The organism is Methylobacterium sp. WL1, assembly GCF_008000895.1.
Taxonomy (GTDB): domain Bacteria; phylum Pseudomonadota; class Alphaproteobacteria; order Rhizobiales; family Beijerinckiaceae; genus Methylobacterium.
This window is the reverse complement of record NZ_CP042823.1, coordinates 2,320,313-2,343,644: the sequence shown is the minus strand read 5'-3', so window position 1 is coordinate 2,343,644 and position 23,332 is coordinate 2,320,313. Positions and strand designations below refer to the sequence as shown.

Sequence of the window (23,332 nt, the reverse complement as noted above, 5' to 3'; positions counted from 1 at the left end):
CGTTGGGCTGACCGATCCTTCTCGAAACAGGCTTAAGGGTCGGTTAACCGGCCCGGCCAGACAGGCTCACCGCCTCGCGCAGGTCCCGTCCGTCGGTCAGGCGCAGGCCCCTCCGGCGCAGGGAGGCGAGCAGCGCGCGATCCGGAAACGGACAGTAGGGCAGGACGGCGGTGCTGCGGCCCTCGGGCATGCGGCCGGTGCGGGCGATCTCATCGAGCAGGCGGTCCAGCAGTCCGCGGCCATGGGCGTGGAGCGCCAAGGCCGCCCGGGTGGCGGTGGTGTCCGCGGGCAGCGGCACGGCCTCCTGGGCGAGGATAGCCCCGGTGTCGATCGTGGCGGCGAGCCAGTGCAGGGTCATGCCGAAGGCGCCCGGGCCGTCCGCTAGGGCGTGGATCGTCGGGACCGGCCCGCGATGGCGCGGCAGCAGCCCGGGATGGCCGTTGATGCCGCCGAGCCGCGCCAACCCGATGGTCTCGGCCTTCAGGATCTGATCGAAATGATAGGTCAGGATCAGGTCGGGGGCGGTCTCGCGCACCCTCTGTGCGACCTCGGGACCGTTGACGTCGTCCACCGTCAGGGTCGGGATGCCGAGGCGCCGACACAGGGTCTTGAGCGGCGTCGATTCCGGCGCGTCGCCGCTGCCGGCCACGGCCTGGGTCAGGGGCGCCAGCGGCCGCAGCAGGTCGGGCAGCCCGAAATTCACCGCCAGATACGGAAGGATCCCGGTCCCCGACCGCGTGAGGTGGCGCCGGACCTGCCCGGTCAGCCCGCCGCTTGACGGCCGCTCCGCGTTCGAGAGCCCGACGAAGGCGATGTCGGCGCTGTGATCGGCCACGAACCGGCGCACCACCCGGGCATTCGGCAGCGCCTCCAGCACGAACAGGGCGATCCGGGCGCGGCTCATCAGCGGCGCGGCCGCCGCTGGAACCGGAAGGCGTAGAGCCCGGCCCGGCGAATGCTCTCAGGAAGAAGTAGGACGGTCCTGGCCAAGGCCGCCAGCGCGAACGGGAAGGCGATCACGTCGCGATCCTTGGCGACGCCCTTGGCGATGCGCAGGGCAGCCTGCTCGGCGCTCATCTCCAGGGGCCGCCAGCCCTTCAGCTCGCCGCCCATCGGGGTCTTCACGTAGCCCGGCGCAACGACGTTGACCTTCACGCCCCGTGGCCCGACCTTCTGGCGCAAGGCCAGCCCGTGGGCGACCAGGGCGGCCTTGGCGCCGCTATAGGCCGGGGCATCCTGCAGCGGCGCGTAGGCCGCCAGGGAGGAGACGAGCACGATCTGGCCGCTGCCGCGCTGAAGCATCAACGTCAGGGTGGGCAGCACGATGTTGAGAGAGCCCGTGTAATTGATGTCGGAGGTCTCGAAGGCCGTCTCCTCGGACTCGACCTCGCCCTTCTGGTTACCGCCGTTCACGGCCGCGTTGGCGATCACGAGGTCCAGCGGCTGCGCCGCGTGAAGCCTGTGGATCAGGGCGATCGCGGCGGCCCGGTCACGGGTGTCGAGCCGCACGGGCTCGACGGTCGCGCCGCTCGCCCGGCAATCCCGGGCCACGGCTTCGAGCCGCTCGACGTTGCGTCCGACGAGGATGAGGCTTGCGTCGGCACGCGCGTAGTGGCGTGCGAGCGCAGCGCCGATACCGCTCGACGCGCCAGTGATCAGAATGCGGGGCATGGTGCGGGTGCTACGCCGCGGAGCACGGACAAATCAAGGCCGGTGACGGCTCTTCGGTGACTTAATGGGTCGGCCGGCCCCGGAAACTGTCAGCCGGAACCGACACGTTTGCCGCCACGCTTCAGTAGACGGGCGCGAGTTGCCCGTCGCTCTCGCCGCCTTCGCGGATCACCCGCGCGGCGGCCAGCATCGAATCGGGGAGGGCGGATTCCATCCGCGGCACCGAGCCGGCCACCGCCCGCTCGATCGCCCCCTTGGAGAAGAAGCCGCCGTTGACCTGTGTCCGGTGTAGCACCACGCGGCGGAAATCGGCCATCAGGCCCATGTCCGGCGGGGTCGGGTTCGTCCAGAACCCATCGAGGTCGGCCTGATGGGTCAGTCCGGCCATGTTGTAGATCGCGGTGCCGACCGCATGAGTCGGCCGGCCCATCTCCAGCGACAGCATGCCGACGGTCGAGTTGACGATCACGACGCCGCGGGCGCCCTTGATCAGCGACGGAAGGTCGCCGCCGTCGATGAAGTCGAGCCGGTCGCTGACGCCGTGGCGCCGGGCCGAGGCACGGGCGAACTTGCGCCAGTTGATCAGGCCGCTGTCCAGCGGATGCAGCTTCACGAGGAGGCGCGTCGGCGCCGAGGACGCGTCCGCGAAGGACTTGATCACCCGGTCCATGAAGCCTTCGACGCCCAGGAACGGCGAGTGCACCCGGATCTGGTAGTCGCTGTCGAGCTGGAGCGGCAGAAGGAAGTAGTCGCAGCCGACCGCACGGTAGATCTCGTCGCAGCGCGCTGCCTCGCGGCGGGTGTGGGAGCGGCGGCTGAACTTCTTGATCCAGCCCGCGTACTCGGCCGCGATATGGGTCGGCCGGTGGCTGCGGAAATGTGGGAAGAGATAAGGGAAGGCGATGTTGGCGATGTTGTAGCCGACATCCCAGACGCTGCGGCGGGCCATATCGCCGGTTGAGGGCATTGCCCGGCCGGGCTGGGGCAGGCGGCGCGCCAGCGCGCGGACTTCGGCCGCCGTGCGGGGCAGGGACGAGAAGCCGTTCACCCCGCCGAGCTCGCAGGTGATCCAGTTGGGACGGATGTAGCCTTCCTCGAACACGTGGACGCGCAGGCCGCGGACCTCCGCGATCATCCGGGCCGCCCGGTGGAACGGCCGGCAATCGCCGAACAGCACGATGTCCGTGACGGCCTCGCGGTCGAGATATGATTCGAGATACGTGCCCCACGCCTCGCGGCGGCCGCGGTAATTGTCCGCCTTACCGTTCCAGAACAGCCAGTCGCCGGGGCACAGGTTGATGCGCCGGACCTCGTGTCCCCGGGCGCGCAGCGCCGTGCCGAGATCGGAGAAGAACGGAGACGCGATGCCCTGCAGGAACAGAAAGGTTGCGGGGCGGTCGCGGAGGGCGTCGGGGGCGGTCTTATGCATTCCGCGGCGCTTCTATCCTTGACCCTCGGCCGGACGGAGCCGGACCGGAAAGACTGACCTGAGGTGGCACGCCTCGGCGCGAGCCGGCAATCCGAGGCCGCGTCGCAGGAGGGCGTTTCCGCTCCGGCGTGGCCCGTCTGCAACGGTCGCACTTTCGCGGCCCCCGCCTGGATTGAAGGGTCAATCACGGCGACGATATGTCCAAATCCTTTCCGCGACGTGACGCTTTGCGCGAACGGACGCGCTTGTCCCTGTGATTTCGGTGGTTTTGGGCCGGCCATCCCATGCCGGAGAAAATGCGCTACACGACGGCCCGAACGAGTCAGATGACCGGAGCCGGGCGCCCCATCATGTCCCTTGAACCGACCCCGTCGCTCTATGCGACCGGCCGGACGATCCACCGCCTGCGGACGGAGATCGAGGCCGCGACGGGTCTCGCCTTCGGGCCGGTGCGGCCCGGTGCAGTCGGCGCCGTCTGGCAGGCGGGAAGCCTGGCGGCGCGGCTGCTCGCGCTGACCGGCCGGCGCAGGCTCGTCGTCGCGCCGGGTCCCCTGGTCAGCCCGTACGATCGGCCGGAGACGGGCTTCGCATCTTTGCGGATCAGCCTCGACGACGTGCCGCTCGGCGGGGAGGGCGGCATCCACTACCTCGATCCCTGGACCCGCGCGCCGATCGGCCGCGAGGCCTGCGCCGAGGCGGTGGCCTGGCTCGCCGCACGCTTCGCCGAGAACGACCGGCGCGTCGTCTATGTCGGCATGTCACGCTGGAAGAGGACGGCCCTCGACGTGCTCGGCACCGGGCCCGCCGGGCGCCCGGTCCACACCATGACGGCCGAGGCCGCGGTCGAAGCGGGCCAGCGCCATCACGGCCGGATCCTCGCCTGGGCGACGCGGGCCCCGGGCAAGCTTGAAGACGCCTGCACGCTGGCCGGCCTGCCGCTCGCCCGGGTGGAGGACGGATTCCTACGCTCGGTGGGCCTCGGGGCGAGCTTGCAGCCCGGCGCCTCGATCGTGGTCGACGACCTCGGCATCTACTACGATCCCCGCAGGGAGAGCCGCCTGCAACGGCTGCTGGCCGAATCGGATTTCCCGCCCGAACTCGTGAGCCGGGCTAAGCGCCTGCGTGAGGAGGTCGTGGCCCGCCGCCTCAGCAAGTACAATGTTGGCCTGGACGCCGCATCGCTCGATTGGCCGGCCGGCCGCAGGATCGTGCTGGTGCCGGGACAGGTGGAGGACGACGCCTCGGTGCAGCACGGCTCGCCGCTGGTCCGGTCCAACCGGGCGCTGCTCGAGGCCGCCCGGCGGCGCAACCCCGACGCCTTCCTGCTCTACAAGCCCCATCCCGACGTCGAGGCGGGGTTTCGCCCCGGCATCATCCCGGAGGCGGAGGTGCTGGCGCTCGCCGACCGGATCGTGGCGGGGGTCAGCATCGTCGACCTGCTCGACCGGGTCCACCACGTCGAGACCATGACCTCGCTCGCGGGCTTCGAGGCGCTGATCCGCGGGCTCACCGTGGCCACTCATGGCCGTCCGTTCTACTCGGGCTGGGGCCTGTCCGAGGATCTGGCGCCGGGAGCCGACCGTGGCCGCAAGCTCACCCTGGACGAGTTGGTAGCCGGGGCGATGATCCTCTATTCGCGCTACCTCGACCCCGTAGCGATGAAACCCTGCAGCCCCGAGCAGCTTCTCGACCGGCTGAGCGCCGCCCGCGAGGCCGCACCGCGCAGCGCGCTCTCGATTGGCCGCACCGCCCATTGGGTCATGCGCGCCCGCTACGGCTTGTTCAATCCGATCGTGCGGGCGTTGCGCCGGCGCCGCGGCGTCGGCCGCGAGGCTGGACCGCGCTGAGGGCAGGGAGCACCGCCGTGACATCCGGTGTCCCGGATTTTTCGAGCCCGCAAACGGGGATAGGGCCGGCTTCTCTTGTAGCGGAAGAGGGGGTGACGCCGAGGCCCCCGCTTCAGGGAACGTCCCGAAGCCCTTGTTTCAACATGTTCTTCCGTGCCGGGTCGGATGCCGTATCGCTCGCTCGCGCGCTTGCCCCTCTCCGAGTTCCAGGACCTTGACGACGTTCCTCACCGCCGCCAGCCTCGCGCTGGCCCTCTGCCTCGCCCTCGAAGTCTTCGTCGGCGATTCGCTCACCCGGGCCAGTCTCGCGCCGGGCGATCTCGCCCTGCGGTTGCTCGGCTACTCGCTGATCCTGCTGTTCTGGTTCTGCTTCTCGTGGCGGCCGTGGCTGGCTGCCCTGACCTGCGTGGTCTCCGTGGCGGCGCTGATCTATGTCAGCCGCGCGAAGCGATCGGTGATCGGCGAGCCGCTGCTGTTCAGCGACTTCGTCCTGCTGCCGCAGGTGCCGCGACACCCGCAGCTCTACTACATCCCGCCGCTCTGGGATCCGCGCATCGCGGTCCCGGTGATCCTGACCCTGATCGCGACGGTGATCTGGTACCGGACCGAGCCCAGCGTCTTGCCGGGCGGGCCGCTCCTGCGCGTCGCGGCGCTGCTCGGCTTGCCGCTCGCCCTGTGGATCCTGTTCCGCGCCGCGTCCCGGCCGCCGCTCGCTGGCCTCGTCGCGCAATGGTTCCCGGAGCCCGACCTGGAGGCCGATGTCGCGCGGGTCGGCCTGCCGGCGAGCCTGCTCGGCTACACGGCCCGGGCGCTGGCGGGCAGCGCCCCGGTCCCGGACGTGCCGGTGCTGCAGGCCGGCCCGGGCGACGACGTGGTCGTGGTGATCCAGCTCGAATCGTTCATCGACCCGGAGCGCCTCGGCGGCCCGGCACTGCCCGCGATGGAGCTGTTCCGCACCCGGGCTGCGCAATACGGCCGGCTGCGGGTCCCGGCGCACGGCGCCTACACCATGCGCAGCGAGCACGCCGTGCTCACGGGCCGCCCCTCCGAAAGCCTCGGCTTCGGCCGGTACGATCCCTATACCTCCCGCAGCGGCGACGAGCCGACCAGCCTCGCCCGGCTGGCCCGGAGCCGGGGTTACGGCACCCTGTTCCTGCACCCGTTCCACCGGGATTTCTTTCGCCGGGCGAAGGTCATGCAGGCCTTCGGCTTCGGCGACCTGGTGATGGGCGAAACATTCGCGGCCGCCCCCCGCATCGGCCCCTATGTCGGCGACGTCGCCCTCGGGGAGCGTCTGCTCGACGAGGTCCGGGGGCGGCGCACCCCGCTGTTCCTATTCTGCGTCACGATGGAGAATCACGGACCGTGGAAGCCCGGTCGGCTGCCCGGGATCGACGCCCCGGAGGCGCAGTACCTCCACCACGTGGTCAATACAGGGCGGATGGTCGAGAACCTGGTGGCCGGGCTCGACGCCCTGGCGCGCGAGCGCGGCCAGACCGTCACGCTCTGCGTCTTCGGGGACCACGCCCCCTCGCTGCCGACCTGCAAGCCCGGGTTCGGCGGTCAGGCGACCGATTACGCCCTGTTCCGCTTCGGCGGGCCCCCTGTCCCGCCGAAGCGACGGGACATCGCTGCCGATGCCCTGGGGCGGGAGCTGCGGTCCACCCTGGCTGGCGCCCTTGCGGACATGCCGGCAAGGACGCGATAAGGTTAAGCTTGACGGCAACAAGCTCGGCAGTGCCACGCTGGTGACGCATTGCCGGCCGATAGCGAAGCTGTCCGAGAAGTGGGTTCCGCACGGCGCCCGCCTGTTCGACGCGGCCGTTAAAGCGATCGCAGCGTTTGGCGGTCACCATGGATGTCCCGGTCCGAGCCAGCGATGGCGCGGAGGCCGGCGAGGAGAAGTCTCTGTGATGCTGCGTAAGACGGCGCTCTCAGCGCTGATGGCCGCCCTCGCGGCAGGGTCCATCGGCGGCTGCACGTACCTGCCCGCGGCGGGTCCGACGGCCAGCGCGATCGAGGCTGGCGCGGAAGTCGCCACCGCCGACGGCGGCGTGCTCGCCCGCTACGAAATCATCGACGTCACCCCATCCGTGGTCGAGGCCCTGCGCGGCCGGCCCCTCGACAGCCTGCTCGCCTCCTTCGGTGACCACCGCCCCTCCACCGAGCCGGTGATCGGCATCGGCGACATGGTCTCGGTCTCGGTCTGGGAGGCCGGCTCCGGCGGCCTGTTCTCCGGCCCGCTGGTGGCCGACCGCTTCTCCGCCGGCTCCAAGTCCGCCCTCATCCCCGAGCAGCCGGTCGGCCGCGATGGCGCGATCTCGGTGCCCTATGCCGGGCGCATCAAGGTCGCCGGCCGCCGGCCCCAGGACGTCCAGGGCCTGATCGAGAACGAGCTCGCCGGCAAGGCGATCCAGCCGCAGGTGCTGGTCTCGGTCACCCGGCCGATCAGCCAGGCGGTGACCGTCACCGGCGAGGGCGCCGCCGGCGCGCGCCTGCCGTTGTCGGGCCACGGCGACCGCATCCTCGACGTCATCGCGTCGGCGGGCGGCAACCGCTCGCCGGTCTCGGAGACCTTCGTGCGCCTGTCGCGCGGGCCGGTCACCGCCACGGTGCCGCTGACCACGGTGGTGTCGAACCCTAAGGAGAACATCTACCTGCGGCCCAACGACGTGCTGACCCTGGTGCGCGATCCGCAGACCTTCCTGGCGGTGGGCGCGCTCGGCCAGGCGACCGAGCTGCCGTTCCAGGCCGACGGGATCACCCTGGCCCAGGCGCTCGCCAAGGCGCGCGGCCTCTCGGACTTCGCCGCCGACCCGGCCGGCACCTTCATCTTCCGGTTCGAGCCCGCCAGCGTGGTGCGCCGCCTCAACCCGGCCACCAAGCTCACCGGCACCCCGCTGGTGCCGGTGGTGTACCGGATCAACATGCGCGACCCCAACAGCCTGTTCACCACCCAGGCGTTCCGCATGCGCAACCGCGACCTGATCTACGTCTCGAACGCCCCGTTCACCGAGGTCCAGAAGGTGCTGACCGCCTTCAGCGGCGTCACCGGCCCGCTCAGCTCCGCGGCCACCGCCTACGCCTACGCCAAGTAGGCTGGCCGACACGCCGGCCTCCGGGCCGGCGTGGGATCCGGAGCCCACATGCAAACAGGGCGCGGATGCCATCCGCGCCCTGTTTGCATGTGGGGGTGGTGGAACGCGCCGTGACCGGCGCGGTCCGGATGCTCAGCCGCGCTTGGCCAGAAGCTGCTCGATCAGCGAGCCGCCCTTGTCGATCGCCATCATCTCCTCGGCCACCGCGTTCACGGTGTCGCGGATCTGGTCCGCGGTGTGCTCGGAGGTGAGGAAGAAGCGCAGGCGCGAGGCCCGCTCGGGCACGGCCGGGTGGATGATCGGCTGCACGTTGATGCCGCGGCGGAACAGGCGGTCCGACAGGGTCACGGCCTTGAGGGAGTCGCCCACGATGATCGGCACCACCGCGAGGCCGAGGCTGAAGCCGGTATCGAGGCCGAGCTTCTTGGCGGTGGCGAGGAACAGCGTGCCGTTCTGGCGCAGGCGCTCGACCCGCTCCGGCTCGGCATGCATCACCGCCAGCGCCGCCTCGGCGGCGGCGGCGAGGGGCGGCGACATGCCGACGCTGTACACGAAGCCGCCCGCCGTGTGCTTGAGGTACTCGATCAGCGCGATCGGGCCGCAGATATAGCCGCCGCAGGTCGACAGCGTCTTCGACAGCGTGCCCATCCAGAGGTCGACCTCCTTCGGGTCGACGCCGCAATGCTCGAACAGGCCCGCCCCGGTGCGGCCGGTGACGCCGAGGCCGTGCGCCTCGTCGACCATAAGCCACGCATCGTAGCGCTTCTTGAGCGCGACGAGACCCGCGAGGTCCGGCGCGTCGCCGTCCATGCTGTACAGGCCCTCGACCACGATCAGCGCCCGGCGGTGCTCGTGGCGGGTGTTCTGGAGCAGGCTCTCCAGGGCGTCGAGGTCGTTATGCGCGAAGGAGCGGCGCTGGGCGCCGGAGAGCTGCGCGCCGGTGACGATGCTGTTGTGGGACAGCGCGTCGTGGAAGATCACGTCGCCGGCTTCCAGGAGCGCCCCGATGGTCGTGACGTTGGTGGCGTGGCCGCTCACCATCACGATGCAGCCTTCGGTGCGGTAGTGCTTGGCCAGGGCCTGCTCGAGGCTGATATGGCCCGGCCGCTCGCCCGCCACCACACGGCTCGCCGACGCGGAGGTGCCGTAGGCGTCGATCGCCTCCCGGGCCGCGTTGCTGACCCGGGGATGCCCGTTCAGGCCGAGATAGTCGTAGGACGAGAAGTTGGTGAAGGTCTTCTGGTCGATCCGCGTGGTCGCACCGGCCTTCGCGTCGTGGACGCGAAAGAACGGGTTGCCCAGCCCGATCAGCTGCGCCGCCTGGCGCTGCAGCTGCAGCTCGCGGTAGCCCGGCAGGTTCTCGAAGTTCTGTGCGGCCGATTGCCCGGCTGGCGAAGCCGCCTTGACGGGCGCCGGGCGCGGCGTCGCGCGTCCGAGGCGGTTCGTCACGAAGCCGGCGAGCGCCGCGCGCCCGCCGTCAGGCCGTGCCGTATCGGTCATGAGTTGGTCTCTTTGAGCTCGCTGTTGGTCTTCTCGATGAGTTCCCTGAGCGGCGCCATCATCTGCGCGTCGATCTCACCACCGATATGCTTCGAGACGAGGCTCATCGCGACACCGGCCGCTTCATCCATGGGCGCGGAAACCGCCTGAATTAAGGACTCCGACAACTCGTTGACCGTCATGCCGGACGACAGGCCGGCGGGCGGCGCATCGAGGGCGAAGCGCTCCTGCAGGCTGGCGCCGAGTTCGACGCCCATCAGTGAGTCGAGGCCGATCTCGGAGAGCTGGCGCACGCGGCTGATATCGTCCTTGGGCAGGCGCAGGATGCGCGCGATGTCCTCGACGATCGCGTCCGACACCGTCTTGCGGACCGCATCCACGTCGCCTCCCTTGAGGAGCGCGCCGATGTTGATCGCCTGGACGCCGCCGGCCTCCGCCTGCTGATCCGACCCGAGACCGGCGTAGCTCGGCGAGCGCATCGTGGCGAGCCGCTCGCGCGCCTTGCCCCAATGCATCGCCGCGATGGCGATCACCGCCTCGTCCGGCGAGGTCCCCTGGCTTTCCAAGGCGTCCGCCATCAGCTCGAGGCAGCGTCGCGCCTCCATCGGGGTGACGCCGACACGGCCGGCGAGGCCTTCCATGACCGCCTTGTTGCGGGCGAGCATGCCGACATCGCCGATCGCGCCCCAGGCCACCGCCAGCGCGGGCAGGCCGCGACGACGGCGCTGCCGGGCCAGGCCTTCCATGAAGCCGTTGGCGGCGACGTAGGAGCCCTGGCCGGGGTTGCCGATGAACGTCGTCGCCGACGAGAACATCACGAAGTAGTCGAGGCTGCGGTCCCGGGTGGCGGCGTCCAGGTGCTGGGCGCCGACCACCTTCGGGCCGATCACGGCGTCCAGCGCCGCCGCGTCGATGTTGGCGATCAGGCCGTCCTGAAGCACCGCCGCGGCGTGGAGAACGCCCGCGAGCGTCTTTCCACCCTGCTCGATCTCCACGATCAGGCGATCCACCGCCGAACGGCTGGTGATGTCGACGGCCTTGGCCTCGACCTTGACGCCGCGCCCGGCGAGTTCGGCGACGATCGCCTTGGCCTCATCGGTGGTCGCGCCCTTGCGGCCGGCGAGAACGAGGTGCCGGGCGCCCTTGTCGACGAGCCAGCGGGCCGCCTCCAGGCCGAAGCCGCCGAGGCCGCCGGTCACGAGGTGGACGCCGGTCTCCGAGACCGTGAACGGCCGCTTGGTCTCCTTGATGATCGTGCCGGCCTTGGGCGGGCTGATCACGATCTTACCGATGTGACCCGATTGCTGCATCAGCCGGAACGCGTCGGAGGTCTCGGCCGCCGTGAACGGCTGGTAGGGCAGGGGCTTGAGGCCGCCGTCGTTGAACAGGGCCATGACCTCCCGGAACATCCGCGCGCCGTCGTCGCCCTGGTGCTGGATCACTTGATCCAGGTCGACGCCGAAGTAGCTGAGGTTCCGCCGGAACGGACGCAGGCCGATATGGGTGTTGGCGACGTAGTCGCGCTTGCCCAGCTCGACGAAGCGGCCGAACGGCCGGAGGGCGTTGAGCGAGCGCTCCATCGCCTCGCCGAACAGGCTGTTCAGCACGATGTCGACGCCGTCGCCGGTGATCGCCCGGATCTCGTCCACGAAGGCGAGGGAGCGGGAATCGAGCACGTGCTCGGCGCCCAGCGCCTTCACCAGGGCCCGCTTCTCGCGGGAGCCGGCGGTGGCGATGACCCGCGCGCCCTTCAGCTTGGCGATCTGCAGCGCGGCAAGGCCGACGCCGCCCGCGCCGCCATGGACCAGCACCCACTCGCCGCGCCGCATCCGGGCGCAGGAGACGAGGCCGTAATAGGCGGTCAGGAACGCCACCGGGACGGTCGCGGCCGCCATCGGGTCCAGGCCCTGCGGACTCGGCGCGACGACGATCTCGGGCACCACGATGTGGGTGGCGAAGCCCGATTGGGCGAAGGCGACGACCGGGTCGCCGGCCTTGACGCCCTTCACGCCGGGGCCGACGGCGGTGACGCGGCCGGCGCATTCGAGGCCAAGGCGGGGGCCGGCGAAGCCGTCCTCCAGGATCTCCTCGGGCAGCATCGAGAGCGCCCATAGGACGTCGCGGAAGTTCAGGCCGGTGGCCTCGACCGCGATCTCGATCTCACCCTTGCCGGGGGTGCGGCGCTCGGCCGGACCCCAAACCATCTCGTTGAGGCCGCCGGTGTTGCTGCGCTCCAGGCGCGCGGCCTCGGCCGGGACGGCATCCGCCGGATCCCGGTGCTTCGGCCGGCCGGCATGGAAGCGCACGACCTGCGTCCGCTCGTCGTCGAGGACGATCTCGGTCTCCGGCGTACCGGAGAGGATGAGGTCGCGCAGGCGCTCGGATGCCCGCTTCGACGACATCTCGGGCGAGAGGTCGATGCGGCGCACGTCGAGGTTCGGCGCCTCGTTGGCGAGCGTCCGGGAGAACGCCCACACGCCGGCCTCGATGTTGGTGGTCTGGCCGCCGCGGTCGCGGGTCGCGCCCGGCGCCACGACCCACAGGCGGGTCTGGCGGGCACCGAGATGCTCCGTGCAGCGCTTCAGGCTGAGGCAGCGGTCGCGCAGCCGCTCGGACGCCTCGCCGCCGCGGGTGAAGGCGCCGGCCAGGAACACCACCGTGTCGGGGGTCTCCTTCTCCAGCTCCATCAGCGACGTCTCGGAGTCGAGGATGATCGAGACGTGCACGCCGCCCGCGACCAGCAGGGTCGCCAGGGACGAGGCCGTCTCGGCCGCGAACTCGTCGTCCGAGCCGATCACGAAGGCGAAGCTCTGCGCCGGGGCGGGGCCCGGACGCACCGGGGCCTCGGCGACCAGCAGCAGGTCGTCGCCGTTGGCCGACGCCGCGCGCTCCACCGCGACCTTGACCAGGCCGTGGGCGCTGAGCGTGCGCTGCCAGCCCTCGATATCCTCGAGGCGGCCGACGGGCATGCCGCCCACGGCCTCCTCGAACCAGCCGCCCGTGAGGCCGAACACGAGGTCGCGGAACAGGGACGCGCCCGGCTCCACGGCCACCAGCAGGCCACCGGTGGCGAGCGCCCCGGAGAGCTGCCCCGGCAGGGCGCGGTCGCCGCGATGCAGGCTGCCGGCCGCCAGGATCAGGTCGAAGCTGCCGGGGGCGAGTTCGTCGGCAGCCTCGACGACGGCGGCGCCGTTGGTGAGCGACAGGCGGGCACGCTCGGCGAGCCGGCGATCCGCCTCGAACACGGTCAGCCGGGCCTCGGCCGCGGCGGCGAAGGCCGCAGCCTGGGCGGAGAGCGGGCCGAAGCCGACCTGCAGGACCCGCAGGGCGCGCTCCTTCGGTAGGTGTCCGCGGCTGGCCTCGATCAGGCCGGCGACCACGTCGGCCGTGTGGCGGGCGGTGGCCGAGCGCATGACGAAGGCGTCGATCGCGCCCTGAGGCAAGGCCGGGGCCTCGGTCAGCTTGCCCGCGAGCAGCCGATCGACCATGGCGCCGACATCGGCAATCAGCACCAGTTCGGCGGAGAGATCCGGGTGGTCGCCCGCGATCCAGCGCATGATCTCGTCGGGAGCCGGCAGCGCCGAGCCGTCTTCGCCCAGGGTCCAGTTCTGGCCGGCACGTTCGGCCAGGCCGCTGCTCTCCAGGGCGTAGAGCGCGTTCAGCACCCAGGGGCGCAGGGCCTCGGGCACCCGCCGGTCGGCGACCGAGACGGTCCCGCCCTCGGCCAGCCCGGAGGCGAGACGATAGGCCAGCGAGGTCGCCCAACCCTCCAGCAGGAGGTGGCCCGGGGACAGGGCGGCGTCGGCCGGCCCCTTCGCCTCGGCGGTGAGCGGACGCAGGCGGGCGGCCACGCTCGGCCGGCGCTCCATCGGGATCGCGGTCGGCTCGGTGGCGAGTTCCGGCACCTGCGAGATCGCGAAGGCCGAGAGGTCGCCGCCGCCCTTGGCGCGCAGGGCCTGGAAACGGCCCTCGCGGATCGTGGCGACCACTGCGCCGTCGGCGTCGAGCAGGGTGAAGTCGGCCAGGATCGAGCGCTCGTTGCAGCGGCGCGTCCGGATGATCGAACGGGCGATCACCGCACCGGGGCGCAGAAGCCGCACCTCGCCGAAGCGCACCGGGATGTAGGCCTTGCCGGCGTTCTCGCCGAGCAGGTCGGCGAACAGCAGGATCAGCCCGTGGAAGCAGGCGTCGAGGCGGGCCGGGACCAGGGTGAACCGGTCGTCGGCCACGGCCGGCAGCAGGTCGGACACGATGGTGGTATCATCCAGCCGGGCGCTCATGGCGACCTGCTGGAAGCTCGGGCCGAAGCCGAGGCCCGAGGCCCGGGCGCGGCCGTAGAGCGCGTCGCCGGACAGGACCTGCTCGCCGGCGGTGTCGAAGTCGAACCCGTTCAGGTCGGGCGCCTTCGGAGCCGTGAACGTGCCGTCGACGATCTTGGCCTGGGCGTGGAGCTGCCAGGGGGTCTGGGTCAGGCGCGGGCGGCTGAGGACCTGGATGCCGTTGCCGGTCCCCGACAGACGCACCGCGACCTCGCGCAGGGCCTCCTCGGCGAACACCATGGGCGACAGGATCTCGAAATCGGCCAGCACCACCTCGTCGTGGCGCATCGCCTCGCGGACGCAGGCCAGCGCCATCTCGACGAAGCCGGCGCCGGGCATGATCACCTGGCCGTCGACCCGATGATCCTCCAGCTCGGGCAGGGTGGCCGGATCGACGAAGCCGTTCCACTCCAGGCCGTCGAAGGTGGTCCGCGATCCGATCAGCGGGTGGTAGGGGCGGGCGCTCATCGCGCCGACGCTCTCCGGGGTGTCGGCCAGGCGGAACGGACGCCGCTGCCACGGATAGGTCGGCAGGCGCACGTCGCCCCGGGGGGCGTCGCCGAAGAGCAGGGATTCGTCGACCTGCGCGCCCTGGACCAGGGCGGCGCTGACCGCCTTGGCGATCGGGTCGCCGCCCGACGCCTTGCGGTGCATGACGCCGACCGTGGCGGTCTCGATGCCGAGCGGCTCGACCGCGTCGCCGACATGGGACATCAGCGTCGCGCGCGGGCCGACCTCGACGAACACGCGGGCGCCGCGGCGGGTGGCATCCTGCACGGCCTCGCTGAAGCGCACCGGCTCACGGATGTTGCGCCACCAGTAGCCGGCGCCGAAATTGTCGCCCTCCAGCACGCTGCCGGTGACGGTGGAGACCATCGCGGTGGTGCCGGCCTTCGCCTTCAGCCCGGCGAGATCGCGCAGCAGCGGCTTCTCGGTCGGGTCCATCAGGCGCCCGTGGAAGGCGTAGGCCAGGTCGAGCTTGCGGCCGCGACGGCGCTTGCGCGACAGCGCCTTCAGGGCGGCCTCGATGTCGGCCACCGGCCCGGCGACCGTGACGGCCTTCGGGCTATTGTAGGCGGCGATGTCGAGGGACGGGTAGTCCTTGAGGAAAGCCTCGACCTCCTCGGACGGCATCAGCAGCACCGCCATGGTACCCTGGCCGTGCGTCGTCTCCTGGTGGTGGCTGCGATAGTAGATGACTCGGACCGCGTCCTCGAGGCTCAGGACGCCGGCCGCCTCGGCGGCGGCGATCTCGCCGACGCTGTGGCCGAGCACGTAAGAGGGGATCAGGCCCTTGGCCTTGAGGGCCGCCGTCGAGGCGCTCTCGATGGCGAAGATCAGCGGCTGCGAGACGCTGGTGAGCGCCAGGCGCTCGTCGAGGTCCTCGGCGTAGAGGGCCTGCTTCAGCGACCAGTCGGCATAGGCCTGGAACAGGGTGTCGACCCGGTCGAAGGCGGCCCGGAAGGTCGGGTTCTCCTCGTAGGCCTCGCGGCCCATGCCGGCCCACTGGCTACCATTGCCGGAATAGACGAACGCCACCTCGGCGGCGCGGTCGACCGCGGTGCCGGTGAAGGCGTCCTGGGCATCCTCGCCCTCGCCTACGGCGCGCAGGGCGGCGGCCACGTCGGTCTTGCCGTCCAGCGTGATCGCCAGGCGGGCGGGCAGGCGCTCGCGCCGGTGCGCGACCGCGGCGGCCACCGTGGCGATCCGGCCGGGCTCGGCTTCGAGCCGCTCGGCATAGTCGAGGGCGAGCTCGTTCAGCGCGGCGCGGGTCTGGGCCGAGAGCAGCAGAACCTGCGCGGACGGCGCCGGGGTGGCCTCCGCCGCCTGCGTGCCGACGTTGCCGTCGGTGATCACGACGTGCGCGTTGGTGCCGCCGAAGCCGAAGGAGTTCACGCCCGCGTAGCGCTCGCGCGGACCGCGGGTGATCGGCAGCGCCTCGCGGACGACGCTGAGGTTCAACTCGTCGAACGGGATGTCGGGATTCAGCTCGGCCGCGTGCAGCGAGGGCGGCACGAGATTGTGCTCCAGCGCCAGCGTCGCCTTCATCAGGCCGGCGAGGCCGGAAACCGGCTCGGTGTGGCCGATATTCGTCTTGATCGAGCCGATCGGCAGCGGCGCCTGACGGCCGCGCCCGAGCTTGGTCCCGATGGCCGAGGCCTCGATCGGGTCGCCCACCGGGGTGCCGGTGCCGTGCGCCTCCATGAAGGCGAGGTCGTCGAGGCCGATCTCCGCGTCGCGGTACACCCGCTCCAGCAGGGCACCCTGGGCGTAGCCCGACGGCAGCGAGATGCCGGTGGTGCGACCGTCGGAATTGATGCCCGAGGCCACGATCCGGGCGCGCACGGTGGCGCCGTTGCGCCGCGCGGCCTCGGCCGATTGCAGCACGAACACCACGCCACCCTCGGAGCGCACGTAGCCGTCTGCGTTCTTCGAGAACGCCTGGCACAGGCCGGTGCGCGAGAGCATCTGCGCGGTGGAGAAGCAGATGAAGTTGAACGGGCTCGCCAGCACGTTGACGCCGGCCACGACCGCGGTGTCAACGCGGCCCGACTGGATCGCCTGCACGGCGTTGTCGAAGGCGACGAGGGAGGACGAGCAGGCCGTGTCGACCGTGAAGCTCGGGCCCTTCAGATCGAAGATATACGAGATGCGGTTCGAGATGATCGAGAGCGTGTTGCCGGTGGCCGCGTAGGCGTCGCCGGAGGCCGCGTCGAGGATGCGCAGGTTGCCGTAATCGAGCGACGAGGCGCCGACGAACACGCCGATGTTGCTGCCGGCCACGCTCGACGGGCGCAGGCCTGCATCCTCGAGGGCTTCCCAGGTCAGCTCCAGCAGCATCCGCTGCTGCGGATCCATCTGCTCGGCCTCGCGGGGCGAGATGCCGAACACGGCCGGGTCGAACGACCAGATATCGTCGATGACGCCCGCGGCCCAGGTGTAGCTCTTCCCGCGCTCCTGGGCGCGCGGATGCGCGAACCGGTCGAGGGAGAAGCGGTCACTGGGAACCTTGCTGACGGCGCAGCGTCCCTCGGACAGGAGTTGCCATAGCCCATCGACGCTGGGGGCCCCGGGCAGTCGGCATGCGCGTCCGACGATCGCAATGTCTGTACGTTGTGTCACGTTCGGTTCGCACACGCTCGTTATCGGAAGTCGGCTCGGCTCGCGACGAGTGAGTACCGTCTCACCCCTTACTGTGGCACCATTGCGGTGTCCAACCTGCCCCCAGGCAAGGTCATCCCCGCCCGGCCAGATTGCGCCGCGCTGTGACATGTATTCATCAGACTGCAGTCCAGTGCCGGCGGCCGAAATGCCAAGTTTGCTCGGCATGACGGCCTGTTGAGACGGTCGCGCGACCATCGAAATGCCACAGTTGCGCGTCGGCGGACGGAGCCCGTCTACCCGGGCCGCGAGGGTTTTCCAAAGAGATCTTTGCAGCAGCCTGCAGATCTAGAACCGCAACGGGACGGCTCATCGCTGGTCCGCCAACGCTCAAGACGTGCCCGGAGCGGCATAATCCTTGGCGCTATCCTTGGATCGTCCGACGCCGCGATAGGTGAAACCGTGGCGCTCGGCCGTCTCGGGATCGTAGATGTTGCGCAGGTCGATGAGCACGGGCGCGGACCCGGCCGGCGCCATGATCTGCCGCAGCCGGTCGAGATCGAGCGCCCGGAACGCGTTCCACTCGGTGACGATCACCAAGGCGTCCGCGCCATCCGCGCAAGCGTAGGCGTCTTGCGCGAAGTCCACCCCCGGCAAAAGCGGCCGGGCCTGCTCCATCCCCTCCGGGTCATAGGCGCGCACCTTGGCGCCGGCATCCTGAAGGCCGGCCACGATCGACAGGGACGGCGCCTCGCGCATGTCGTCGGTGTCGGGCTTGAAGGTCAGGCCGAGCAGCGACACGGTCTTGCCCCGGACGCTGCCGCCGCAGGCCTTGATCACCTTGCGGGCCATGGCGCGCTTGCGCTGATCGTTGACCGCCACCACGGTCTCGACCAGCCGCAGCGGCGTGCCGGCATCCTGGGCGGTCTTGACCAGAGCCAGCGTGTCCTTCGGGAAGCACGAGCCGCCGTAGCCAGGGCCGGCATGCAGGAACTTGCTGCCGATCCGGTTGTCGAGGCCGATGCCGCGGGCCACCTGCTGCACATCGGCGCCGACCTCCTCGCACAGGTCGGCGATCTCGTTGATGAAGGTGATCTTGGCGGCCAGGAATGCGTTGGCGGCGTACTTGGTCAGCTCCGCCGTGCGGCGACTGGTCACCACGATCGGCGCGGCGTTGAGATAGAGCGGCCGGTAGACCTCGCGCATCACCGCCTCGGCGCGGGGATCCTCGCTGCCGACCACGATCCGGTCCGGACGCTTGAAGTCGGAGATCGCCGCGCCCTCGCGCAGGAATTCCGGGTTCGACGCCACGGCGACATCCGCCTCGGGCCGCAAGTCACGGATGATGCGCTCGACCTCGTCGCCGGTGCCCACCGGGACCGTCGACTTCGTCACCACCACGGTGAAGCCCGAGAGCGCCCCGGCGATCTCCCGGGCGGCATCGAACACGAAGGACAGGTCGGCGAAGCCGTCGCCGCGCCGCGAGGGGGTCCCCACCGCGATGAACACCGCGTCGGCCTCGGCCACGGCGTCCTGCAGGCTGGAGCCGAAGGCGAGGCGGCCCTGGCGGACGTTCTCGGCGACGAGGGCGTCGAGCCCGGGCTCGTAGATCGGCATGCGGCCGGCGTTCAGGCTCGCGATCTTGTCCGGGTCGCGGTCGATGCAGACCACGCTGTGGCCGAAATCGGCCAGGCAGGCCCCGGACACCAGGCCCACATACCCGGCCCCAATCATCGCAATCCGCATACGGCCCTCCCGGCGACCCGCCGTGCGGCTCGTTGCACTGCAGCATGATCCGAGACCAGCGACGATGCAACCCGGGCCGCTCGGCAGCGCCCATTTCTATCATGCGCATGCAACACCGCGGAAACACGACTGTTTTTTGACAGCGTCGACGCTCGCAGCTTGACGGGGGCCGGAGCTTGTCGCCGGCGCGGGCCTTCCGCAGGCGCGTTCGCGGCTTCGCAGCGCGGTCGGCTTCCTGTAGAAGCGCGCCCGCCGGCCGAACGAGGCCGGGCGCCGCCAGGCCCCATACATAGGATCGGCGAAGGACCGCGATGACCGAATTGCCGAACGTGCACGTGCGCGCCGAAATCCTGGCCCAAGCGCTGCCCCACATGCAGCGCTACGACCAGGAGATCGTGGTCATCAAGTATGGCGGCCACGCCATGGGCGACCGCGCCGCGGCCGAGGATTTCGCCGAGGACATCGTCCTCCTGGAGCAATCCGGCGTGAAGCCGATCGTGGTGCACGGCGGCGGCCCGCAGATCGGCAAGATGCTGGACCGGCTCGGCATCCAGTCCGAGTTCCGCGGTGGCCTGCGGGTCACCGACGAGGCCACCGTCGAGGTGGTCGAGATGGTCCTGGCCGGCTCGATCAACAAGCAGATCGTCGGCTGGATCTCAGCGGAGGGCGGCCGGGCCATCGGCCTGTGCGGCAAGGACGGCAACATGGTCCGCGCCAAGCGGGCGATGAAGACCGTCATCGATCCCGAGAATCACACCGAGCAGACCGTCGATCTCGGCCTGGTCGGCGAGCCGGACCATGTCGAGCGCGGCGTCCTCGACGCGGTGCTGAAGGCCGAGCTGATCCCGGTCCTCGCGCCGGTGGCCTACGGGGCCGACGGGCAGACCTACAACGTCAACGCCGACACCTTCGCGGGTGCCATCGCGGGGGCTCTGCGGGCCAAGCGGCTGCTGCTGCTCACCGATGTCCCGGGCGTGCTCGACAAGGACAAGAAGCTGATCCCCGAGCTGACCGTGGAGGATTGCCGGCGCCTGATCGCCGACGGCACGATCACGGGCGGCATGATCCCGAAGATCGAGACCTGCATGTACGCAATCGAGCGGGGTGTGGAGGCGGTCGTCATTCTGGACGGCAAGGTCAACCACGCGGTGCTGCTGGAGCTGTTCACCGATTACGGTGCCGGCACCCTGATCCGCCGGAGCTGATCTCCCTGGGACGGCGATGGGCGGATCGGACGCGGCAACGCCCGCGCCGCTCGCGCATTGTCGTCGTCCCGGCTCAGCCTCGCGCAAGCCCGCGCTGCAAGCCTGACCGCTCCAGGGCGCCGATTCCGGAGGGATCGTCGGCCGGGCCCGCATCGCACCGAGGGTTTTGGGCTGCATCCGATTGCAACGCGATCGGGCCTGGCCCTAGAATCCCTCAGGTTCAGGATCTCAAAGGGACACGGTGCACCACCCGGAGAAAGCCCAGTTCACCACACCCGCCTCCCGTGGGTTTGCCGATGTCGACACCTGGGTGTTCGACCTCGACAACACGCTCTATCCGAGCGACGCGCAGGTCTGGCCGCAGGTGGACGAGCGCATCACGCTCTATGTCATGCGGCTCTATGGGATCGATGGCATCTCGGCCCGCGCCCTGCAGAAATACTTCTACCACCGCTACGGCACGACCCTGACGGCGCTGCTGACGGAGGAGGGGGTCGATCCGCACGACTTCCTCGATTTCGCCCACGACATCGACCACTCGACGATCAAGCTCGACCAGAGCCTCGGCGACGCGATCGAGCGGCTGCCCGGGCGCAAGCTGATCCTGACCAACGGGTCGCGCCGCCATGCCGAGAACGTCGCGGCCAAGCTCGGTATCCTCGACCATTTCGAGGACGTGTTCGACATCGCAGCCGCCAACTTCGTGCCGAAACCCGAGCGCTCGACCTACGAACGGTTCCTGGACGCCCACGGGGTCGAGCCGACTCGCGCCGTCCTCTTCGAGGACATCGCCCGCAACCTCGCGGTACCGCACGATCTCGGCATGGCCACCGTGCTGGTCGTCCCCAAGATCGTCGACCCCTACCGCGAGGCCTTCGAGCAGGAGGCGGTGCGCGAGCCGCATATCGACCACATCACGGACGATCTGGCCGCCTTCCTGTCGGCCTGCGTGCTGCCCGAGGCCACGCGGGGCTCAACGGCCGCGGATCGCCCCTGACGCGACGGCCGGCATCGGCAATCGACAAGCCGTCGGGGATCCTGTAGAGGGCTGCGCAACTCACAACAGGATCGCCGAAATCCTGGTGCCGGACGCCCATGAGGGGCGGCACGGCGCAACGGCTGGAGCTATGCCATGAACATCATCGAGCAGCTGGAGCGCGAGGAAGTCGCGCGCCTCGCCAAGACCATTCCCGATTTCGAGCCGGGTGACACGCTCATCGTCAACGTCCGCGTCAAGGAAGGCGAGCGCACCCGCGTCCAGGCCTACGAGGGCGTCTGCATCGGTCGCCAGGGCGGCGGCCTCAACGAGAGCTTCACGGTCCGCAAGATCTCCTACGGCGAGGGCGTCGAGCGCGTCTTCCCGGTGCATTCGCCGATGATCGATTCGATCAAGGTCGTCCGCCGGGGCAAGGTGCGCCGGGCCAAGCTGTACTACCTGCGCGACCGCCGCGGGAAATCGGCCCGCATCGTCGAGCGCACCGATCGCTACAAGTCCAAGGATACCCCGAAGGCGGCCCCCGCCGCCGCCGAGTAAGGCCCTCGGGTACCCCGGCTCGCAGCCGGGGAACCCGCAGTTTTCAACCGGCCCGGCTCAGCCTGGCCGGTTTTTTCATGCAAGCGGCTCAGGCGGCCCGGACCCGATCGAGGAAGTGGGTGATCTCCGCGGAGAGCAGCCTGGACTTCTGCGACAGTTCGGCGGCGGCACCGAGCACCTGCTCGGCCGCGCCCCCGGATTCCTGGGCGGCGGTCGAGACCTCGGCGATGTTGCCGGTCACCGTGCTGGTGCCGTCCGCCGCCTGCGCCACGCTGCGCACGATCTCGCCGGTGGTCGCCTCCTGCTCCTCGATCGCGGCCGCGACGCTGGTGGCCAGCGTGTTGACCTCGGTGACCGTGCGGCCGATCTCCTGGATCGCCTCCACGGCCTGCCGGGTCGAGACCTGCACGGCGCCGACCCGGGTCGCGATCTCCGCCGTCGCCTGCGCGGTCTGGTTGGCCAGTTCCTTCACCTCGCTGGCCACCACCGCGAAGCCGCGCCCGGCCTCGCCGGCGCGGGCCGCCTCGATCGTGGCGTTGAGCGCGAGGAGGTTCGTCTGGCTGGCGATCGCCGCGATCATGCTGGCCACCGCGCCGATCTTCTCCGCGCCCTCGGCGAGGTCGCGCACGATCGCGTCGGTCCGCTGCGCCTCCGTGGCCGCCTGGCCGATCATGGCCGACGAGCGCGCCATCTGGCCGGAGATCTCCCGGATGGTCGTCGACATCTCCTCGGTCGCAGCGGCCACGGTCTGCACGCTGGCGGAGGTCTCCTGCGCGGCCTCGGCGACCTGGGCGGAGCGCGCGCTCGTCCGCGTCGCGCTCTGCGCCATCGTGGCGGCGTTGGCCTGCATCGCCGTGGCGGCGGAGGTCAGGCCCCGCATCAGGGTCCCGGCACCTCCCTCGAACTGCCGGGTCAGGGCATCGAGAGCCTGAGCGCGCTCGATCTTGGCCTCGGCATCCCGGGCGGCCGCGACGTCCATCTCGCCCTTGGCGACCAGGGCCTGGCGGAACACCTCGACGGTGGCGGACATCCGGCCGATCTCGTCGCGCCGCTCGCTATCGGAGACCGGGCTCGTGATGTCACCCTCCGCCAGGGCCTGCATCCTCCGGTGCAGGCGGCCGAGCGGCCGGGTGATGCTGCGCCCGATCAGCAGCGAGCCGAGCACCGAGACGCCGACGATGCCCAGGAGCAGGCCCACCACTGTGATCGCCAGCGACCGGAACGCGGCCGCGATTTCGTCGGTATAGGCGCCGGTGACGATGAAGATGTCCCAGGGTGCGAAGCGGGACGCCACGGACACCTTCGGAAAGACGCCCTCCCGTCCGGGCCGGAGGTAGGTGTATTCCAGCATCGTCGAGTCGGACGATCTCAGGCCAGCGATGAAGGCGCGAATGATCGGTATGCCGTTGACCGTGAGATCCAGCTGGTTCTTGCCGACGTCCTTCCGGTTCGGCGCGGCGATGGTCCTGCCGTCCATCGCGTAGATCGATATGTAGTTGGTTCCGCCGCTGTAGCGCATCGCCATGGTCGATTCGGCCAGCTCGGTCAGGGCCGCTTCCTTGGTCATGGTCCCGGCCTTGACCCGCTCGTCGAGGGCCTGGGCGTGCGACTGGATCAGCTCGACCATGGCGCGCAGCGACTGGACGCGCTCGTCCAGCATTTCACGGTGAAATAGATTGAGGCCCAAGCCACCGATCGTAGCAATAATCAGACACGTCAGTATCGTGAGAAGCGAAAGCTTGCGTGACAGCGTCAAATTCGCGAGAGAAAAGCGCATATCGATCTTTATCCTATACGATTGAGGATCAATATGCTCAGCGCAACGCATAACTCAAGATTTTCTATCAAAAAACCTTTCCCGAACAGTAAAATAATTTCTAT

13 protein-coding genes are annotated in these 23,332 nt (G+C 70.1%); 6 read left to right on the top strand and 7 right to left on the bottom strand.

Features of this window, described 5'->3' with window-relative positions:
* Positions 1-43: 43 nt before the first annotated feature.
* The 3 genes from FVA80_RS11475 to FVA80_RS11465 form a co-directional block, all read right to left on the bottom strand.
* Complete coding sequence (locus tag FVA80_RS11475; RefSeq protein ID WP_147909277.1) at positions 44-904, bottom strand: formyltransferase family protein; 861 nt, start codon at positions 902-904, stop codon at positions 44-46.
* Complete coding sequence (locus FVA80_RS11470) at positions 904-1,671, bottom strand: SDR family NAD(P)-dependent oxidoreductase (RefSeq protein ID WP_147909276.1); 768 nt, start codon at positions 1,669-1,671, stop codon at positions 904-906. Before FVA80_RS11470 ends, FVA80_RS11475 begins: the two co-directional genes overlap by 1 nt.
* 121 nt (positions 1,672-1,792) lie before the next feature.
* A complete protein-coding gene (locus FVA80_RS11465; RefSeq protein WP_147909275.1) occupies positions 1,793-3,100 on the bottom strand; it encodes a capsular biosynthesis protein in 1,308 nt (435 codons plus the stop codon).
* A 350-nt stretch (positions 3,101-3,450) separates the two neighbouring features.
* Between FVA80_RS11465 and FVA80_RS11460 the strand changes: the two genes are divergently transcribed.
* The 3 genes from FVA80_RS11460 (at position 3,451) to FVA80_RS11450 (ending at position 8,045) form a co-directional block, all read left to right on the top strand.
* Positions 3,451-4,947, top strand: a complete 1,497-nt coding sequence (locus FVA80_RS11460) for a capsular biosynthesis protein (protein ID WP_147909274.1) — start codon at positions 3,451-3,453, stop codon at positions 4,945-4,947.
* A 214-nt stretch (positions 4,948-5,161) separates the two neighbouring features.
* Complete coding sequence (locus FVA80_RS11455; RefSeq protein WP_147909273.1) at positions 5,162-6,655, top strand: LTA synthase family protein; 1,494 nt, start codon at positions 5,162-5,164, stop codon at positions 6,653-6,655.
* Positions 6,656-6,860: 205 nt separating this feature from the next.
* The gene (locus tag FVA80_RS11450) at positions 6,861-8,045 is read left to right on the top strand and encodes a polysaccharide biosynthesis/export family protein (protein WP_147957831.1); all 1,185 of its coding nucleotides are present in this window, start codon (positions 6,861-6,863) and stop codon (positions 8,043-8,045) included.
* Positions 8,046-8,177: 132 nt separating this feature from the next.
* Here the strand turns inward: FVA80_RS11450 and FVA80_RS11445 are convergent, their stop codons facing one another.
* From FVA80_RS11445 to FVA80_RS11435, 3 genes are all read right to left on the bottom strand, one after another.
* A complete protein-coding gene (locus tag FVA80_RS11445; protein WP_147910005.1) occupies positions 8,178-9,545 on the bottom strand; it encodes an aminotransferase class I/II-fold pyridoxal phosphate-dependent enzyme in 1,368 nt (455 codons plus the stop codon).
* Positions 9,542-16,987 (bottom strand): type I polyketide synthase, encoded by a 7,446-nt coding sequence (locus tag FVA80_RS11440; protein WP_187193648.1) that lies wholly within the window; start codon positions 16,985-16,987, stop codon positions 9,542-9,544. The genes FVA80_RS11445 and FVA80_RS11440 overlap by 4 nt, the downstream gene beginning before the upstream one ends.
* Positions 16,988-17,356: 369 nt before the next feature.
* Complete coding sequence (locus FVA80_RS11435) at positions 17,357-18,712, bottom strand: UDP-glucose/GDP-mannose dehydrogenase family protein (RefSeq protein ID WP_147910003.1); 1,356 nt, start codon at positions 18,710-18,712, stop codon at positions 17,357-17,359.
* Between the two features lie 311 nt (positions 18,713-19,023).
* On the opposite strand from FVA80_RS11435, the gene argB reads away from it, so the two are divergent.
* The 3 genes from argB (at position 19,024) to rplS (ending at position 21,451) form a co-directional block, all read left to right on the top strand.
* Positions 19,024-19,917 carry an acetylglutamate kinase gene (gene argB, locus FVA80_RS11430; protein ID WP_147910002.1) on the top strand — a complete coding sequence of 298 codons (894 nt, stop codon included), beginning with the start codon at positions 19,024-19,026 and terminating at the stop codon, positions 19,915-19,917.
* Positions 19,918-20,158: 241 nt separating this feature from the next.
* Complete coding sequence (locus FVA80_RS11425) at positions 20,159-20,914, top strand: pyrimidine 5'-nucleotidase (protein WP_147910001.1); 756 nt, start codon at positions 20,159-20,161, stop codon at positions 20,912-20,914.
* 135 nt (positions 20,915-21,049) lie between these two features.
* Positions 21,050-21,451, top strand: coding sequence for a 50S ribosomal protein L19 (rplS, locus tag FVA80_RS11420; RefSeq protein ID WP_147910000.1), 402 nt, complete (start codon positions 21,050-21,052; stop codon positions 21,449-21,451).
* Between the two features lie 88 nt (positions 21,452-21,539).
* Here the strand turns inward: rplS and FVA80_RS11415 are convergent, their stop codons facing one another.
* On the bottom strand, positions 21,540-23,111 hold the full coding sequence (locus tag FVA80_RS11415; RefSeq protein ID WP_246692369.1) for a methyl-accepting chemotaxis protein: 1,572 nt from the start codon (positions 23,109-23,111) through the stop codon (positions 21,540-21,542).
* Positions 23,112-23,332: the final 221 nt, after the last annotated feature.